We start from the raw sequence: 17,317 nt of genomic DNA, 5'->3' as shown, positions 1-17,317 counted from the left end.
TTAAACTTTCAAAGAATTATAAACTGCGTAATTGTACGATACGATCTGTCACAGCTTGTTGTTTTTCTAAGTAGTCGATCTCTTTGGCTTTTTCTTGAGCAACGACTGCCTCTGGTGCACTTGAGACAAAACGTTCATTAGCTAGTTTACCTTGGACGCGTTTTACTTCTTTTTGCCATTTGTCTAGCTCTTTTTCCAAACGCGCGATTTCTTCTTCGACATTGATCAATCCAGCTAATGGCAAGTAAATCGTAGCCCCTGTCAATACAGCTGACATCGCAAGTTCTGGTGCATCTAGTGTACTTGAGATGATCAGTTCTTCTGGATTACAGAACCGTTCGATATAGTTTTTATTGGTTGTTAAGAACGTGTTGATCTCTTCATCAGACGTTTGGATCAATAACGTAATCGGTTTAGATAATGGTGTATTCACTTCAGCACGAATGTTGCGGACTGAACGAATCAACTCACTTAGTACTTCCATTCCTTTAACTGCCTGAGGATCATCAAAAGCCGAATTTTCAACCGGATAAGCAGCCACAACCAAAGAAGTTCCTTCATGCGGTAGTTTTGACCAGATTTCTTCTGTAACAAACGGCATGATTGGATGCAATAAGCGTAAGATTTGATCTAGTGTATAAACCAAAACAGCTTGGTTCATCGCTTTTGCTTGTTCATCTTCCCCGTAAAGCGTCTCTTTACTCATTTCGATATACCAATCACAAAAATCATCCCAGATGAAATTATACAATTGACGACCAGCTTCACCAAATTCAAAGCGATCAAACAATTCCGTGACTTTCCCAATCGTTTCATTCAACCGAGATAAGATCCAGCGATCGGCTACTGATTTTTCGCCTTCGATCGATAGATCTGCTAGCGTTTTACCTTCTGAATTCATCAAGACAAAACGTGAAGCATTCCAAATCTTATTGATAAAGTTCCAAGCTGCGTCCATTTTTTCATAACTAAAACGAACATCTTGGCCTGGCGCTGAACCATTCGACAAGAACCAACGCAATGCATCGGCACCATATTTTTCAATGACTTCCATTGGATCGATCCCATTGCCGAGTGATTTGCTCATTTTACGTCCTTGTTCATCACGGATCAATCCATGGATCAACACATTATTAAATGGACGTTCATTCGTAAATTCTAAACTTTGGAAAATCATTCGACTCACCCAGAAGAAAATAATGTCGTAACCAGTTACTAAAGTATTCGTTGGGAAGTAACGTTTAAAATCTTCCGCATTTTCATCTGGCCAACCCATTGTTGAAAATGGCCATAAAGCAGAACTAAACCAAGTATCAAGTACATCGTTGTCTTGGTGCCAATTTTCAACATCTTCTGGTGCTTGCATCCCGACATAGATTTCGCCGGTTTCATTATGATACCAAGCGGGGATACGGTGGCCCCACCATAATTGACGTGAGATCACCCAATCGTGGACATTTTCCATCCAACGTAGGAATGTTTGATTAAAGCGTGGCGGGAAAAATTCGACTGCATCTTCTGTTGTTTGATTCTCCATCGCACGTTTGGCTAAAGGTTCCATTTTCACAAACCATTGAGTGGATAAACGAGGCTCAACAACAACACCAGTACGTTCAGAGTGACCGACACTGTGCATCATTTTTTCAATGCGAACTAAGCGACCGGCTGCTTCTAGATCTTTCACGATCTGTTTACGTGCAGCAAAACGATCCATTCCAGCGTATTTTCCTGCTAATTCGTTCATCGTAGCATCATCATTCATCACATTTACACGTGGTAAATCATGACGGTTGCCGACCTCAAAGTCATTTGGATCGTGGGCCGGTGTAATTTTAACAACTCCTGTTCCAAATTCCATATCGACGTATTCATCGGCAATAATCGGGATTTCCTTATTGATCAAAGGCAATACAACATGTTTGCCAATTAATGCTTGATAGCGTTCATCTTCAGGATGTACAGCAATCGCTGTATCTCCAAGTAGCGTTTCAGGACGAGTCGTCGCAATCTCCACTTGCCCAGAACCATCAGCTAACACGTAGCTCATATGATAAAAGGCACCTTCAATATCTTTGTGAATCACTTCGATATCGGATAACGCTGTCCGCGCTTGTGGGTCCCAGTTGATGATATATTCTCCACGATAAATCAATTCTTTTTCGTAAAGTTTCACAAATACTTTACGCACAGCATCAGATAAACCATCATCCAAAGTAAATCGTTCACGACTGTAGTCTAGTGAAAGGCCTAGTTTTGCCCATTGTTCACGAATATGACCAGCATATTCTTCTTGCCATTCCCATACTTGATCTACAAATTTTTCACGGCCAAGATCATAACGCGAAATCCCTTGTTCACGTAACTTTTCTTCTACCTTTGCTTGTGTCGCGATCCCTGCATGATCCATACCTGGTAGCCATAACGTATCGAATCCTTGCATCCGCTTTTGTCTGATAATCATGTCTTGTAGTGTCGTATCCCAAGCATGACCTAAATGTAATTTTCCTGTTACGTTTGGTGGCGGGATTACGATCGAGTAAGGCTTCGCCTTTTTATCCCCGCTTGGTTTAAATAGATCTTGTTCAAGCCAAGATGCATAGCGGCCACGCTCGACATCTTGTGGTTGATACTTGCTTGATAATTGATTGTCTGTCATATTGTTCCTCCTTATTTTTCCATAAAAAAAGTCCTAATGTGCTTGACACATTAGGACGTAAATTACGCGGTACCACCTAAATTGCAGAGATTTCTGCCACTTTCATGACGTGTAATAACGGACACGACCCGATATTTCTTACTCTAGCTTCAGAAATACAACTCACAAGCTACCTTCTGTTAAGCGTGACAAAAACCTCTCAGCCTTAGGGTTTTCTTTCTATAGACACTGGCTTTAACATACTCCTCTTGTTCCTCGTTTGACTACATTTTACACAGTCGTTTCTCAAAAGTCAATCACGTAAAGCCTTTGCAACAGATAATGCTTGTTCATAATCTGGTTCATTACTCATTTCCGAAACGATTTCACGATGACGAATAATGCCATCTTGATCCAAAACAAAAATAGCACGAGCATATAACCCTAATGAGGGCATCAAAAGATGATATCCTTCATTGAGTGTTTTTTCTGGATCATGCAACATCGTCATCTCTACACCTTCTTGGCCACACCAAGTAGCTTGTTCCTCTTTTGTATTAATAGAAATCGTCAAAAAGTGAACATGATCTAGACGACTCGCTTCTTCATTAAAACGTTTAGTTTGTAAAGCACACACACGGGTATTTATATCGGGAATCACGCTAATAATCACAGGTTGTCCTGCTAGTGTTGACAAGCTAACTACTTGGTCATTTGCATCATATAATTGAAATTCTGGGGCTTTCTCGTTTACTTCTGGTTGTCTACCAGGTACTTCGACTGTTTCCCCTTTTCGTGTAATAAACATTGATTCCACTCCTTTTATCTTTGACTACATATTCAGTATACGGTAGATAAAGATAAAAAAACAATCATTCTGCTTTAATTTTTTCTTTTTGGTTCATCATAGAATCAAAGAAAATCAAGGTTTGTAATTCAGTCGTTAAATCGATATATTGAATGTGGATACGTTTTGGGACCTTCACACGGTCTGGAGCAAAGTTCAAAATCGCTGTAATCCCCGCATCGACGATTTGATCGATTGCTACTTGTGAATATTGACTTGGTACAGTCGAAATCGCAATCGTGATCTGTTCTTGTTCGATGACGTCTTTTAATTCATCCATACCATGCACATAATAGCCTGAAATCGTTTCGCCAATCAAATTTGGGTCATTATCAAAGACACAAACAATTTGTAAATTCTCATTGCGTCGGAAATTATTATTGGCTAATGCTTTTCCTAAGTTTCCAAATCCGATCAAAGCGATTCGTTTTTTCTGATCGCTTTCTAACAAATCAGTAAATACTTCAACTAAATAAGGAACATCATACCCATATCCACTACGCCCAAGCTCACCTACATAAGAAAAATCACGACGTATCGTAGCAGAAGGAATTTGCGTGATTTGTGCAAAATCTTTCGACTTAATTCGACCAATTCCTGATTCATCAAGCATATTTAAATAGCGTAAGTATAAAGGCAATCGTTTTGCTGTCGCTTTTGGCAATTTTTTGTGTAATTCTTTTCCCAATGCTCTCACCTCTTGTTAATCTTTTCACATATAAGTGTATCATGGTTCACGCTAAAGTGCAAATTTTCACGAAATAAAAAAGGAGTGTAACAGACTTCTGTCACACTCCTTTTTTTATAATAATTCATCAAATTCTAAAGATGCATCTTCTGCTTCAACCAAAATCTCTTCAAACTTGAGATGTGCTAAGGCACGCTCCATTAAACCAGCAACGTCGATACGCGCTTCATACTTTTGCACTTTATCTAGTTGTGGACGCGTTTTAGGCTGTGGCGGCGCAAAAATCGTACAGCAATCTTCAAAAGGCTGAATCGCAATTTCAAACGTATCGATTGCTTGTGCAATCTCAATGATTTCTAATTTATCCATCGTTGCCACTGGACGTATGATTGGTGTATGCGTGACTTCATTGATGGCTACCATACTTTGTAATGTTTGTGAAGCGACTTGCCCGAGTGATTCACCATTGATAATCACCAATCCTTTTTGCATCTCACGAATCGCATCTGTTAAACGCAACATCATCCGACGTGTAATCGTCATCCAGTAAGCTTGGGGAATACAGCGTTTGATTTCTTCTTGAATTTCGGTAAAGGGAACTTCGATAAACGAGATCGCTCCACCATAAGGGGTCAATTTTTTGGTCAAATCTTTGGCTTTACGTAATGCTTGCTCACTTGTATAAGGTGGGCTAGCAAAATGGACAGCTTCTAATAAGACCCCACGCTTCATGGCTAAATATCCTGCAACAGGGGAATCAATCCCACCTGATAACATCAACATTCCCTTACCAGACGTACCAACAGGTAAGCCACCTGCACCTTTGATCGTTTCACAAGATAAATACGCACCATCAAGTCGAATTTCAACTCGCAAATTAATATCTGGTTGCTTCATTTGTACATCAATGTCTGGGAATAGATCGATAATTGCATTTCCTACTAATACATTCAATTCACCACTATTTTTTTCAAAACTGTGATCACTACGTTTAGCAGTAACTTTGAAACTTTCTTTACCTGTATAGCGTTCTTGCATCATTGTTTGCGCCATTGCTACAATTTCAGCACTGTTTTTTTCCACACGGATACTTGGTGAAAAATTTTGGATCCCAAATACTTTCTCCAGTTTGGGAATGATCTGTGCGCTATCTTCTCCATTTAATAATAAATGCATTCGATCACGTTCAGCATTGATTTTGACGTTAGGGAATGCACCTAATGTTTGACGTACATTTTCAGCCAATTTCATAATAAACTTACGACGGTTCTTTCCTTTAGTGGAAAGTTCCCCATATCGCACCATAATTTCTGTATATCTCACGTGGACACTCCTTATCCTACTTTTAAAAATTTTTGATAGATTTGATTAAAAATAATCATAAACTGCTCGACTTCTGCCATCGTATTTTGTTCATCCAAACTGATTCGAACTGCACACGTCGCCAATGATTCTTCAACTCCCATTGCGTAAAGAGTACTACTTGTCAATTTATTGCGACTTGAACATGCACTTGTCGTCGAAATGAAGATTTGTTTTTCTTCTAATGCGTGGACTAGTACTTCTCCTCGAATCCCGCGAATTGCAAAGCATAAAATATGATCTGCATAATCAGCACCTTCTGAAAAAATCGTTACTTTATGGTATGGCGCCAGTGCGGAAATCAAAGCAGCTTTTAAACGCGGCAGTTGCTGCGTCTTCATCAGCGCACGTTCATTTGACAAACGTAATGCGCGTGCCATTGAAACGATAGCTGGGACATTTTCTGTACTGCTACGGTAATTCTTCTCTTGTCCACCACCACTAAGTAAAGCAGCTAATTTGCGGCCTTCACGCCAAAATATAAATCCTACACCTTTAGGCCCATGAAATTTGTGCGCTGAGAACGTTGCAAAATCCACTCGTTCAGTCAACCATTGCGCTTGACTTAATTTAGTGATCGCTTGAACTGCATCCACATGAAAATGGATTTTTGGATAGGCCATTAGCACTTCACTAATTGCTTGAATCGGCTGGATCGCACCAACTTCATTATTGACTGCCATGACAGAGACCAAGATGGTTTCTTTTCGAATCAAACGTTTTAAGGCTGCCACTTGGACAATACCATATTCATCTACAGGAACTTCACTAATTTCAAAACCTAATTGTGCCAACTGTTTTGCTGACTCTTTGACAGCTGGATGTTCAACACTTGAGATAATCAAATGATTCCCAAATTTCCGCTTTTCTAGTGCTGTCCCTTTTAACACCCAGTTATCCCCTTCAGTTCCACCACTTGTGAAGAAAATTTCTTTATCCTTCACACCTAGTGACAGGGCAATTTGCTTACGTGCTTGCTCTAACAGCCGTTTCGCTTGATTTCCTAGTTCATGCAAACTGGAAGGATTTCCCATAATTCGCTGGCTGGTTTTTATGTACGTATCGAGTGCTTGGGGGTCAATTGCCGTTGTTGCACTATTATCAAAATAAATCACAGTTGTTTTTCCTCACTTTCGAAATTCTTATCCATTATACGGCCCCATGATCATTCTTTCAAGTCATCTCATTTAACTCTTTTTAAACCCTCATCACTTACTTAGAAAAAAAGTAGACACAGAAAAATTTCTGTGTCTACTTTTTGATTATACTAAATCTGGATGTTCAAAGTAAAAATCTTCAATTCGCTTAAATGCACCAGGTTCAACTTGTTCTAAAGCTGTCCCAATACTATCTAATGCTTCTTGATAACGATATTCGTCTTTGAAAAGATCTAAACTACGATCGATGGCTGCTTTGATTTCTGGATGTGAATGACGATAACGATTAGCATATTGCAACATTTGCTCCGTTAATGCTGCTGCATCAACAAATGAATGTGTACGGTCTGTTAATTCAATCATATCTTCATCACAAATCGTAATCATTTTATTGATTTGATCCATATCGATTCGGATTTTATTCAATGATTTATTCAATTCTTCTACACGATCTGTGACCGTAAAGAAATACTCTAAATAATCACCTGGTAAACCTGGTAAACGTTGCTTTTCGACAAAACGTTTTAAATTACGTAATGTAAATTCGTAATGTTCCATTTTCTCTTGTGCTACTTTCTCACCTTCGCGCAATTCATGAATGCCCTCATCAATTGCAACTTGTTGATTTTCGATTGAATCTAAAATTTGGAATGCGTCTTTCAAGAAGGCTTGAACTTCAGTGAATGGCAATTCGTGATGTTCGATTTGTGGAGCTAGCCCTTCATTGCGACGAGACAATTCTTCAATTTCAGATTGAAACGCTCTTACTTGACCAAGTTCGTTATGATTTAAAGCATAACTTTGTGCTGTGTGATCGAGTTCGATCAATAGTTGACGATTGTTGCGAATCGAGTGATTGATATAATCTACAAGCACTTTACGATTACGCAGTACGTATTTTTTGGCTTCATATTCTTTTTCCATAAACGTATATAGGCCATCGATTTGATCATGGATTTCTTTAGAGGCTGTCTCGACTTCATCTAAAGAAAGTTTTTGTAACGCGTCAAGTTCGTTTTGGACTTTATGATCGATTGCCTCGATATCCGCCAACACATGATCTTCAGGGAAGACATAGTTTTCTTGGATCATCTTTTTGTATCCGGATTTTAGATCTGCCAATTGATCTGGAAATTGTTTTTTCAATTCTTCAGCTAAAGGAGGGATCCGTTTCATTGTTGTTTCCAACGCATACGTATCTTTTTCAGCATTCGCTAATACTTCACGCGCTTCAACTGGATCACCAGAAGTGTTTAACATAACAAATTTTGCAAATTCACTTTCCACTGTTTTTGCTTGTTTTTGCAATTCAGCAAATGCCGGTTCAAATTTATCTGACTCTTCGCGCAATTCTGTTTTAAGTTCTTCATAAAGATCTAGCGCATTTTGGACCGCAACTGAATTGCGTTCTTCTGTCTCGCGTAATTCTTTTAATCCTTTACGAACCTCTTGAGCTTGTTTTTCCATGGCATCCATCGTTTGCTCAGCATCTTCGACTGCTGCTTTAGCTTTAAAGAATTTCAATGATTCATTTAAGCTTTCAACTTCAAAGATTTGACTTTCCAGTTCAGCAAATGAAGTGGTTGAAAGATCGGTCCATTTTTGTTTCCACTCACGAAATGTATTTTGGCTTTGGCCAACCAAATGCATTTTTTTGATTTCATCGATTTCTTCAAGGACTGGTAAATCAAATAAAACTTCTTTACGTTTTTCTAGTGCGTCAAGTTTTTCTTGATTTTTCTTTCTAATAAAATAGCCCACTAAATAAAAAGCTGCGACTATAACTAGAATCACCACAACCAAACCGACGACTCCGTTTTTTCCCATTCACGGTTCCTCCAATTTTCAAACTTTCGCTTTAAGTCCGATGATTACACAATCGAACCATGATCGGACGAGAAGAAAGGCATTTCTTCAAAATAAAGACATCTACATTAAATTATACCATAAAGGACCCCTTCGTTCACTAATCTACTTAAAAAAAAATTCATTTTCTGATTTACTGATTTTTCTCATCAAATCTTCGGAATATTTTAAGAAAAGTATTGATTTATTAGGTTCAAAACTGTACCCTAGATGAAAATGATTGAAAACAAAGGACGGACGATATGAAAGTAGCAAAATTTGGTGGAAGCTCGCTAGCTTCTGCGCAACAAGTTGCAAAAGTTGTTGCGATTATTCAAGACGATGAAACACGACGCGCAATCGTAGTTTCAGCACCCGGAAAACGAACAAAAGAAGATACAAAAGTAACTGATCTATTGATTGCACTACATCAAGCGATTTTAAATAAAGAAGATACGAACACACTAGTCGAGGCGATCTATCAGCGCTATGTGGAAATCGGATCGTTCTTTGATGTAGCACAAACAGTCTTAGATGAAATCCATCAAGATTTAACCAAATTGACTTTACACGAAGAATTCTACACACCTTATTTTTATGATCGTGTGTTGGCTAGTGGCGAAAACAATAATGCTCGCTTGATCGCAGCAGTGTTAAATACGCAACAAGTCAATGCGCGCTACGTCAGTCCACAAGAGTTGGGCATGTTAGTCAGTGAAGAACCACAAAATGCTCAGATTCTCCCAGAAGCATATAAACGGATTGCAAAATGGCAAAATGCGGAAGAAATTTTAGTGATCCCCGGCTTTTTTGGCGTCACAAAAAAAGGAGAAATCTGCACATTTTCTCGTGGCGGTTCAGACGTTAGCGGCGCGATCGTTGCCGCTGGATTAAAAGTCGATTTATATGAAAACTTTACCGACGTCGATGGAATATTTGCTGCAAATCCCAATTATGTCCATCAACCAGAATTAATCAATGAGCTAACTTATCGCGAGATGCGCGAATTAGCCTATGCTGGGTTTGGCGTCTTTCATGAAGAAGCGCTAATGCCTTCGTTTAAAGCACATATTCCAGTAGTGATCAAAAACACCAATAACCCTACACATCCTGGGACCAAAATCACGAACTCACGTGACACTACACACCAGCCAGTAGTTGGCATCGCAAGTGATGAAGGATTTAGTATGATCTATATCAGTAAGTACTTGATGAACCGTGAAGTTGGATTTACATTGCGGGTATTGAAGATTTTTGAAACATTCGGATTGAATTATGAACACATGCCTTCTGGTATCGATGATATTTCGATCATTTTGCGCGCTGATCAGCTGACAGATATTTTGGAAGAAGAATTACTGCGTAAGATCGCTTATGATATCGACCCTGATGAATTGCGGATCACACACGATCTTTCAATGGTCGTCGTAGTCGGCGAAGGGATGCGCCAGCGCGTGGGAATCACTGCTGAAAGCACAGCTGCACTTGCTCGTAAACAAATCAATCTTGAAATGATCAACCAAGGTGCATCTGAAGTGAGTATCATGTTTGGTATCCATAAAGAACAAGAACAACTTGCGATTCGCAATCTCTATTATACGTTTTTCGACTAAAAAAACCGCTCCTTAATGACTAGATAAGCCATTAGGGAGCGGTTTTGTGTGCAATAAACCAAAGTGTTCCATCGCTTCACAAATCCCATCATCTTGATTTGATTTTGTGACATAATCCGCCACAGCCTTCACACGTGGACTTGCATTGCCCATGGCTACACCAATCCCGGCAGCTTGCAACATCCCCATATCATTTTCGTGATCACCAAACACCATAATTTCTTCCAAAGAAATATTGGTAAATCGGCCAAACATTTGAATACCGACAATTTTATTGCCATCTTTAGGAACGATATCTACTGAATAAGGATTGGAACGCAATACGTCGACATAGTCCAGTTGTAGTAAACGAATTTCTTCTTTTGTAGTCGTCAAGACGACACATTGATAGACTTTTTCTTGGCTTGAGAGTAGGCGTTGAATCTTTTTAGGAACATTTTTTGTTTTAAAATAAGAAAGTAGACGTCCTGTTTGTTCTAATGGGAGCCATTTTGATAAAAGTGGGAGCCATGTCGAAAACGGACGTTTGTGCCCAACACGAATCGACCAGCTGCCAATTTTCTGCGTTTTTGTTTCAAAGATGATCTGTTTTTTTTGTTTTGCCATAAAGACTGCCAATTCTTCCAAACGCTCTGTCGAAAAAGTTCGTTCATAAATCGATACTTCTGCCATTTCCACCAATGACCCATTATAACTAACACACACATCGATTGGTAAATCTTTAATCAAGCGTTCGATCTCAAATGGTGCCCGTCCTGTCGCAACGCCGCAGAAGATCCCTTGACTTTGAGCCGTCTCAATGGCTTGACGAGTAGACTGGCGAATATGTCCTTGACTAGTTAATAGTGTGCCATCGATATCAAAAAAAATCGCTTTGATCGTTTTCATCGGCTCAACCTCCTTTTAAAATAAATCTAATTGTGTTGGATTTAATTCTTGATAGGTAATTTGTAATTGTTGGATCAATTGCTGGGCATTCTCAGCAGCATCCCCACCGGAATTATTATTAAAGATCACTGCAATCTCTTTGGTTTTTTGCTGACACGCTCGAATCAATTCTGCAAATTCATGTAATTCCTCTGCTGAATAGCGATAAAGCGTCCGAAATTTTCGTGCATCAACTCCTGTGTGCATCCAACCAGCATCATTACGACCGTGTAAACGTAACAAAGTAAACTCTTGATTGGTGATCGTAGCATCTAGTGGGATTGTTGTTGGTAATTTTTTAGGTTCATCGACTAGCGCCAAAGACAATTGATTGGCATACATGAATCGGTACATTTGCTGAGTATAACGCTCATCATACCAACTTCGATGCCGAAATTCAATTGCCAAGGGAAGTGTAGCAAATATTTTTTTGATTTCTTCTAGGTATAAAACATGTTCGTTTGTACACGTAAAACGGGCGGGAAATTGGGCTAATAAGCAAAATAGTCGACCCGATTGTCTAAGCGGTTCAATATGTTCTAAAAAACGTTTTGCTAGCGTGAGCAAACTCTCCTCTGCTTCCAATTTGCGATGAGTTGTAAATACACCTGGAACCTTTAAAATGAACCGAAATGCAGCCGGAGTTTCTCGCAACCATTTTGCAACTGCTTGTTTTGTTGGAATAAAATAAAAACTGGTATCTAATTCAACGATCGGAAAATGGCTGGCATATTCCGTTAAGGATGTTTTACTTTTTTGAGAGAGCGTTTGGTGTTCTTCAAAACCTGTACAGCCAATATAGATCATCTTCCTCACATCCTTTTATGTAAATTTTCTATTTTCATGAAATTCCCTCTTGTATATCTAGTAGGGCTTGCGTATACTTTTTACACGATGACCAAAAAGGAGCCGATATAATGAAACAAATTTTAGTCTTACACACAGGTGGTACGATTGCGATGAAAGAAGATGCAACGGGAGTTTCGCCCGATGCGATCAATCCTTTATTAAATACGACGTTATCTATCCCAGATACCATTACACTCACGGTAGAAGATTTTTTGAATGTACCTAGTCCTCATATTACCTTTACCGAAATGATTGCCTTAAAACAACGGATCCAACAAGCAAAAGCAGAAGGTTTTGATAGCGTTGTCGTCACGCATGGAACAGATACCTTAGAAGAAACAGCCTATTTTCTAGATACGACGATTGGTGATCTGCTCCCCATCGTTTTGACTGGTGCAATGCGTTCTAGCAATGAAATCGGCAGCGATGGACTGTACAATTTTGCCAATGCCCTACGTGTTGCCGAATCAGAAGAATCACTTGGTAAAGGCGTGATGGTCGTCTTAAACGATGAAATCCATACCGCACGTTACGTTACCAAAACACACACGACCAATGTAGCAACCTTTAGAACACCTACCTTGGGCCCTATTGGAATTATCACCAAACATCGGATTTTATTTATGATGGAATCATTAGATACATTACGCTATGATGTCAATGAAATGGACGGATTAGTGCCGATCATTAAAGCTTACGCTGGTATGACAAGTGAATTTTTTGATATTCTAACACAAACGAATATCGATGGAATCGTCATTGAAGCATTAGGTGCAGGCAATTTGCCCCCTGCAACACTACCAGCGATTCAACTTTTATTAGACCAAAATGTTCCTATCATTCTGGTCTCACGTTGTTTTAACGGAGTCGCTGAACCAGTTTATGGGTACCCAGGTGGGGGTAAGGAATTGGAAAAAATGGGTATTATTTTTTGCAATACCGTCAATAGCCAAAAAGCGCGAATCAAATTGTTAATTGGTAAACATGCACAATTATCGGATTCTGATTTCCGAACCTTTATTCAAAAATAAACGAACGCGTGCGTTCGTTTATTTTTTTTCCCATAGAATTTCTGCTTCACAGCATCGTTCTTCTCCAACTTGAATCAAATGGCGTGTACAAAGTGTATCTGCTTGCACTTGTGCAAGACTATCGACTTGATTGCCATAAGCGACTTCTTTTTCATAACGAATCGTAATCGACTTTGCCACATGAGAGGTCAAAAATTCATAGCCTAAAGCATCTAGAATCCAGTTAAAGTAAATTGCATTATTGACATGTTGATTACTATCGATATCATAAAATCGAACCCGATAAGGTGTGTTGGTACATGCTTTTGTTTTGTCTAATTTGGTCAATTGGCCGAACCGTCGAATTTTACTGATTTTTTGACTTTCAAACGGCGCAATAATCTCTTCAGTTACACGACTCATCTTACGACTTTCAAGATCCATCAGTGCAAAAACAGAATCGATTTTGACCAATTCATTCCCTGATTTGTCATGAAACCAAAATGTGCGGTAACAAAAATATTTATTATACTCTTGTGCTTTTGTTGTGACATGAACTGTTTCACCGACTCGAGGTAACCGTGTGATTACTACATGATAATTGGTTAAAATCCACGTCACACCAAATGTTTGAATCACATCTGTACCACGTTCTAGTTGATCACTTTGTTCTTCAGAAACACGAATCGAGATACTAATCAACATTGGGATCGTCATGGCTCCCATCCGATCACATTCATAATATACAACCTCATGCGTACGTGTGAATTCTTTTGCCATATGTATTCCCCCTACTTTTTTCAAGTATAACACATTCCTAATTTACGACATGTTCTATTGATTTTTAGACAAAAAAAAACATCCACTATGGATGCTTTCAAACTCCGGCAGTAGGACTCGAACCTACGACATCATGATTAACAGTCATGCGCTACTACCAACTGAGCTATGCCGGAATAACTACTTTTATAATATAACAATTTCACTACAATTGCGCAAGTCTTTTTTTAATTTTTTTCAAATTTTTTTGACATTACTCCTTTTTTTTTCAAATCGCCGTACAATAAACACAACAAGGAGGTTTACATGATGAAAAAATGGTATTGGTCAATTGCTCTTTTGATTGGGTTTATCTTTCCAAGCGCAGCCTATGCTACAGCACAAACAAATTCAGTACAACGTGCTCCGATGACAACTAGTCAATATGATGCACAGTTAAAAGCAGCACATTTTGTTGGAACAGCATTGATCCTTAAAGATCAGCACATCATTTTAGCTAAAGGATATGGGGCTCAAAATCAAGCACTGAACATCGAAAACTCAGTCGATACGAAATACCAAATTGGCTCAATTCAAAAAGCCTGGACTGCGGCCTTGATTGGGCAGTTGATCAGTCAACATAAGTTGCGCTTCTCAACATCCTTAGCTACATTTTATCCTCAAATTCCACACAGCAACACGGTTACGATCAAACAGATGCTAGATATGGTCAGTGGCTTGCATTTGACCAAAAAGCCAACGACTCACTACTCAGAAACAGAATTACTAGATTATTACGTCAGTCATACGACATATAAAACACCCAAAAAATTTGTGTATAGTCCTATCAATTATCATTTGTTAGCAGGGATTATACAACAACTCACTCACATGTCTTATTGGGATGCACTACGTACGATGATTGTCGAACCCTATCATTTAATGAGCGTCACGTACTATCCAGACTGGTTATCCCAAGTGGATCATAGTGAAAGCTACAAGCCGCAAGCAAACGATCCTTATCAAAAGCTAGTTCCCTTTTCGTTTGATACCTATCAAAAAGAACTTGGAACTGGAAATATCGGAATGAATATTACCGATTTAGCAACTTTTTACCGTTTATACTTCCATCATCAATTTTTTTCAAAACAAGTTGCAGCAGAACTTTTCGCTCCACTATACCAAGAAGCTTATACGAGTGGAATCTATAATTATAAAGACTACTATCGTGCACGTGGTGAGATACAACAGCAACAAACCCTAGCGCTAATGACACCAGATACTCACGACCTTGTCATCTTGATGTCAAATGCTCGCGAAGATACCTCGCAGATGAACGTGATTGGTTCGATCTTTTCCGAACTCACACAACAATCGATTGATTTTAAATAACGAATATAATATTATATGCTCCGTAATTTTTGACATGATTTTCTTTTTAAGATATGATTAAATTAATCATTTAGAAATATTCGTTACGATTATTTTTAAGTATGTTTATCATTAAATAACAAGGGAGGAAAATTATGTTTTATTCAGGAATGGCACTTTTATTTCTATCTATTGTTAGTTTGATTTGGTTAATCGCGGCCTTCGTACGTAAAACAAACAAAAAAATTCCAGGGATTGTCTTTGCACTAAGTCTAATTGGGTTTTTGATCATTGTCACTATTACTGGAACGACTAGTGAACCTGCAAACCAAAATACGACTCCTTCAGAACTATTGTCTGATTATTCATCGTCAAGTGCAACGACTGAAACTAGTACAACAACTAGCCAAACAGAAAGTGAAATCGCAAAGAAAAATGATGATATTTTGAAAGCGACTTTTGATGATTACAACGATGACAATTATGTTGATGCAACTGGAGCGGAAGTCATCACAAATGATGATGGATCGATCAAATACGTGCAATTAAACGTAAACAGTAATTGGAAAGATTTAACTAAAGATGAGCAAAATAAATATGTCGAACTTTTAAAAACTATCTCTAATCCATTTAAGGATGGTGAAACGTATCCTTATATGCAAATCCAATCTGAAGGAAATCTTGTCGCTCGTTCAGGTGCACAAGACACCTCTGTAGTCACAATCGTTAACGAGTAACAACCCTAATTTAGGCGTTGTTACTTTTTTTGAGTTGCAATTTTGACTTTTGTCTTTTTCCATCGTAAACTTAAGGTACCGAAAAGCCGTTTGGGAACAAATACATGTATCCGCTTAAAAAAAGGAGTGAGGATATTATGTTTTATACTGGACTCGTAGCTATTTTTACCTTAATCATTAGTTTTTTTGGTTACTTTATTCATTTTTCACTACACAACCAAAACGCTTTCCTCTAATCTTATTCGCCTCTGCCAGTTTTTTTCTTTTTTTATCGTTTGCAATTGTTCCTAAAGCACCTTCTACCTTTTCCGATGAATCTACAATCAAAAAACAAGTTACTGAGCTTTCTGACAAAGCTCAAACCAAATTATCCAACTTGTTCACAAAATACCATAATGAAGAAACAGCTCATGCCAAAGCTGCCTCAATCTCTTTTTATCCAGATGGGCAGATTCGTCATATTCAGCTCGATGTTAGCGATAAGTGGCACACACTAACGGCCACTGAAAAAGCAAACTATCTTACATTTTTAGAAAAAATTGGGCAAGCTTTTTCTGACAATAAACGCCTTCCTTTTTTACAAATTCATTCAGAACAGCAAGTAGTTGCTAGATCTGGTGCACAAAATTCTGCAAGCTTTCATATTTTCAAATAAAAATGGCTCTATAATTTAATGGACTGATGAATTGAATTCAATTCATCAGTCCATTAAATTATAGAGCCCAGATTTCTCTACTTCCTCTGATTTGTAAAATTTCTCTTCATCAGTCCTTATTGACAAAGAGCCATAAAAATAAGCGAAGAAACGAGATAACTCACTTCTTCGCTTATTTATTTACTCCGGCAGTAGGACTCGAACCTACGACATCATGATTAACAGTCATGCGCTACTACCAACTGAGCTATGCCGGAATGATTACAGCATGGCAACGTCCTACTCTCACAAAGGGAAACCCTTCACTACAATCGGCGCTAAGAAACTTAACTTCTGTGTTCGGCATGGGAACAGGTGTATCCTTCTCGCTATCACTACCACACTATTTTGGAACAAAGCCACTTGACGGGCTTGAACCGTCGACCTCATCCTTACCATGGATGCGCTCTACCAACTGAGCTAAAGCGGCAAACTTGGGTGAATTATTTAAAAGAAATAATTTCTTTACTCCGGCAGTAGGACTCGAACCTACGACATCATGATTAACAGTCATGCGCTACTACCAACTGAGCTATGCCGGAATAATTACAGCGTGGCGACGTCTTACTCTCACAAAGGGAAACCCTTCACTACAATCGGCGCTAAGAAGCTTAACTTCTGTGTTCGGCATGGGAACAGGTGTGTCCTTCTCGCTATCGCCACCACACTATTGAGTGATTCACTCAAAACTGGATAGAAGTAAATTCGTCAAAACTCGTCGAGTTTTTCATTTTATTGGTTAAGTCCTCGATCGATTAGTATCAGTCCGCTCCGTACATCACTGCACTTCCACTTCTGACCTATCTACCTGATCATCTCTCAG

Annotated in this window: 14 protein-coding genes, 4 tRNA genes, 3 rRNA genes and 1 other annotated feature; of the genes, 5 read left to right on the top strand and 16 right to left on the bottom strand. The window is 38.8% G+C overall.

Annotated features, from left to right (window positions below):
- Positions 1 to 16 precede the first annotated feature (16 nt).
- From ACWOEC_RS01410 to ACWOEC_RS01385, 6 genes are all read right to left on the bottom strand, one after another.
- A complete protein-coding gene (locus ACWOEC_RS01410; protein ID WP_455305504.1) occupies positions 17 to 2,656 on the bottom strand; it encodes a valine--tRNA ligase in 2,640 nt (879 codons plus the stop codon).
- A gap of 48 nt (positions 2,657 to 2,704) precedes the next feature.
- Positions 2,705 to 2,921: a binding site (T-box leader), on the bottom strand.
- A 27-nt stretch (positions 2,922 to 2,948) separates the two neighbouring features.
- Entirely contained in the window at positions 2,949 to 3,443 is a 495-nt protein-coding gene (tpx, locus tag ACWOEC_RS01405; RefSeq protein ID WP_455305503.1) for a thiol peroxidase, read from the bottom strand.
- 64 nt (positions 3,444 to 3,507) lie between these two features.
- Positions 3,508 to 4,170: a redox-sensing transcriptional repressor Rex gene (locus ACWOEC_RS01400; protein WP_455305502.1), complete on the bottom strand. Its 663-nt coding sequence runs from the start codon at positions 4,168 to 4,170 to the stop codon at positions 3,508 to 3,510.
- A 114-nt stretch (positions 4,171 to 4,284) separates the two neighbouring features.
- Positions 4,285 to 5,493, bottom strand: a complete 1,209-nt coding sequence (gene thiI, locus ACWOEC_RS01395; protein ID WP_455305501.1) for a tRNA uracil 4-sulfurtransferase ThiI — start codon at positions 5,491 to 5,493, stop codon at positions 4,285 to 4,287.
- Positions 5,494 to 5,504: 11 nt separating this feature from the next.
- Positions 5,505 to 6,647, bottom strand: coding sequence for a cysteine desulfurase family protein (locus ACWOEC_RS01390; RefSeq protein ID WP_455305500.1), 1,143 nt, complete (start codon positions 6,645 to 6,647; stop codon positions 5,505 to 5,507).
- Positions 6,648 to 6,794: 147 nt separating this feature from the next.
- Positions 6,795 to 8,516 carry a septation ring formation regulator EzrA gene (locus ACWOEC_RS01385; RefSeq protein ID WP_455305499.1) on the bottom strand — a complete coding sequence of 574 codons (1,722 nt, stop codon included), beginning with the start codon at positions 8,514 to 8,516 and terminating at the stop codon, positions 6,795 to 6,797.
- A gap of 281 nt (positions 8,517 to 8,797) precedes the next feature.
- Here ACWOEC_RS01385 and ACWOEC_RS01380 point away from each other — a divergent pair, with 281 nt between their 5' ends.
- On the top strand, positions 8,798 to 10,147 hold the full coding sequence (locus ACWOEC_RS01380; protein WP_297079893.1) for an aspartate kinase: 1,350 nt from the start codon (positions 8,798 to 8,800) through the stop codon (positions 10,145 to 10,147).
- Positions 10,148 to 10,159: 12 nt separating this feature from the next.
- Here ACWOEC_RS01380 and ACWOEC_RS01375 read toward each other — a convergent pair whose 3' ends face one another.
- Both ACWOEC_RS01375 and ACWOEC_RS01370 read right to left on the bottom strand, forming a co-directional pair.
- Positions 10,160 to 11,035 (bottom strand): HAD-IIB family hydrolase, encoded by an 876-nt coding sequence (locus ACWOEC_RS01375; protein WP_455305498.1) that lies wholly within the window; start codon positions 11,033 to 11,035, stop codon positions 10,160 to 10,162.
- Positions 11,036 to 11,050: 15 nt separating this feature from the next.
- Complete coding sequence (locus ACWOEC_RS01370) at positions 11,051 to 11,881, bottom strand: DUF72 domain-containing protein (RefSeq protein WP_455305497.1); 831 nt, start codon at positions 11,879 to 11,881, stop codon at positions 11,051 to 11,053.
- Between the two features lie 110 nt (positions 11,882 to 11,991).
- On the opposite strand from ACWOEC_RS01370, the gene ACWOEC_RS01365 reads away from it, so the two are divergent.
- Entirely contained in the window at positions 11,992 to 12,954 is a 963-nt protein-coding gene (locus ACWOEC_RS01365; RefSeq protein WP_297079900.1) for an asparaginase, read from the top strand.
- 18 nt (positions 12,955 to 12,972) lie between these two features.
- Here ACWOEC_RS01365 and ACWOEC_RS01360 read toward each other — a convergent pair whose 3' ends face one another.
- Together ACWOEC_RS01360 and ACWOEC_RS01355 are read right to left on the bottom strand one after the other, a co-directional pair.
- Complete coding sequence (locus ACWOEC_RS01360; RefSeq protein WP_455305496.1) at positions 12,973 to 13,713, bottom strand: acyl-ACP thioesterase domain-containing protein; 741 nt, start codon at positions 13,711 to 13,713, stop codon at positions 12,973 to 12,975.
- A gap of 102 nt (positions 13,714 to 13,815) precedes the next feature.
- Positions 13,816 to 13,889, bottom strand: a tRNA-Asn gene (locus ACWOEC_RS01355).
- Positions 13,890 to 14,022: 133 nt separating this feature from the next.
- Here ACWOEC_RS01355 and ACWOEC_RS01350 point away from each other — a divergent pair.
- From ACWOEC_RS01350 to ACWOEC_RS01340, 3 genes are all read left to right on the top strand, one after another.
- Positions 14,023 to 15,084, top strand: coding sequence for a serine hydrolase domain-containing protein (locus ACWOEC_RS01350; protein ID WP_455305495.1), 1,062 nt, complete (start codon positions 14,023 to 14,025; stop codon positions 15,082 to 15,084).
- 134 nt (positions 15,085 to 15,218) lie between these two features.
- Positions 15,219 to 15,800: a hypothetical protein gene (locus ACWOEC_RS01345; protein ID WP_455305494.1), complete on the top strand. Its 582-nt coding sequence runs from the start codon at positions 15,219 to 15,221 to the stop codon at positions 15,798 to 15,800.
- A 376-nt stretch (positions 15,801 to 16,176) separates the two neighbouring features.
- Complete coding sequence (locus tag ACWOEC_RS01340) at positions 16,177 to 16,455, top strand: hypothetical protein (protein WP_455305493.1); 279 nt, start codon at positions 16,177 to 16,179, stop codon at positions 16,453 to 16,455.
- 183 nt (positions 16,456 to 16,638) lie between these two features.
- Here the strand turns inward: ACWOEC_RS01340 and ACWOEC_RS01335 are convergent.
- The 6 genes from ACWOEC_RS01335 to ACWOEC_RS01310 form a co-directional block, all read right to left on the bottom strand.
- Positions 16,639 to 16,712, bottom strand: a tRNA-Asn gene (locus tag ACWOEC_RS01335).
- Positions 16,713 to 16,721: 9 nt separating this feature from the next.
- A 5S ribosomal RNA gene (gene rrf / locus ACWOEC_RS01330) occupies positions 16,722 to 16,837 on the bottom strand.
- A 14-nt stretch (positions 16,838 to 16,851) separates the two neighbouring features.
- Positions 16,852 to 16,924, bottom strand: a tRNA-Thr gene (locus tag ACWOEC_RS01325).
- A gap of 38 nt (positions 16,925 to 16,962) precedes the next feature.
- Positions 16,963 to 17,036 (bottom strand) — tRNA-Asn (locus ACWOEC_RS01320).
- Between the two features lie 9 nt (positions 17,037 to 17,045).
- Positions 17,046 to 17,161: ribosomal RNA gene (gene rrf, locus ACWOEC_RS01315) — 5S ribosomal RNA — on the bottom strand.
- A gap of 68 nt (positions 17,162 to 17,229) precedes the next feature.
- A 23S ribosomal RNA gene (locus ACWOEC_RS01310) occupies positions 17,230 to 17,317 on the bottom strand; the annotation flags it as partial.

It is taken from the genome of Enterococcus bulliens (assembly GCF_053761865.1).
This window is presented reverse-complemented; position numbering and strand designations above follow the sequence as displayed.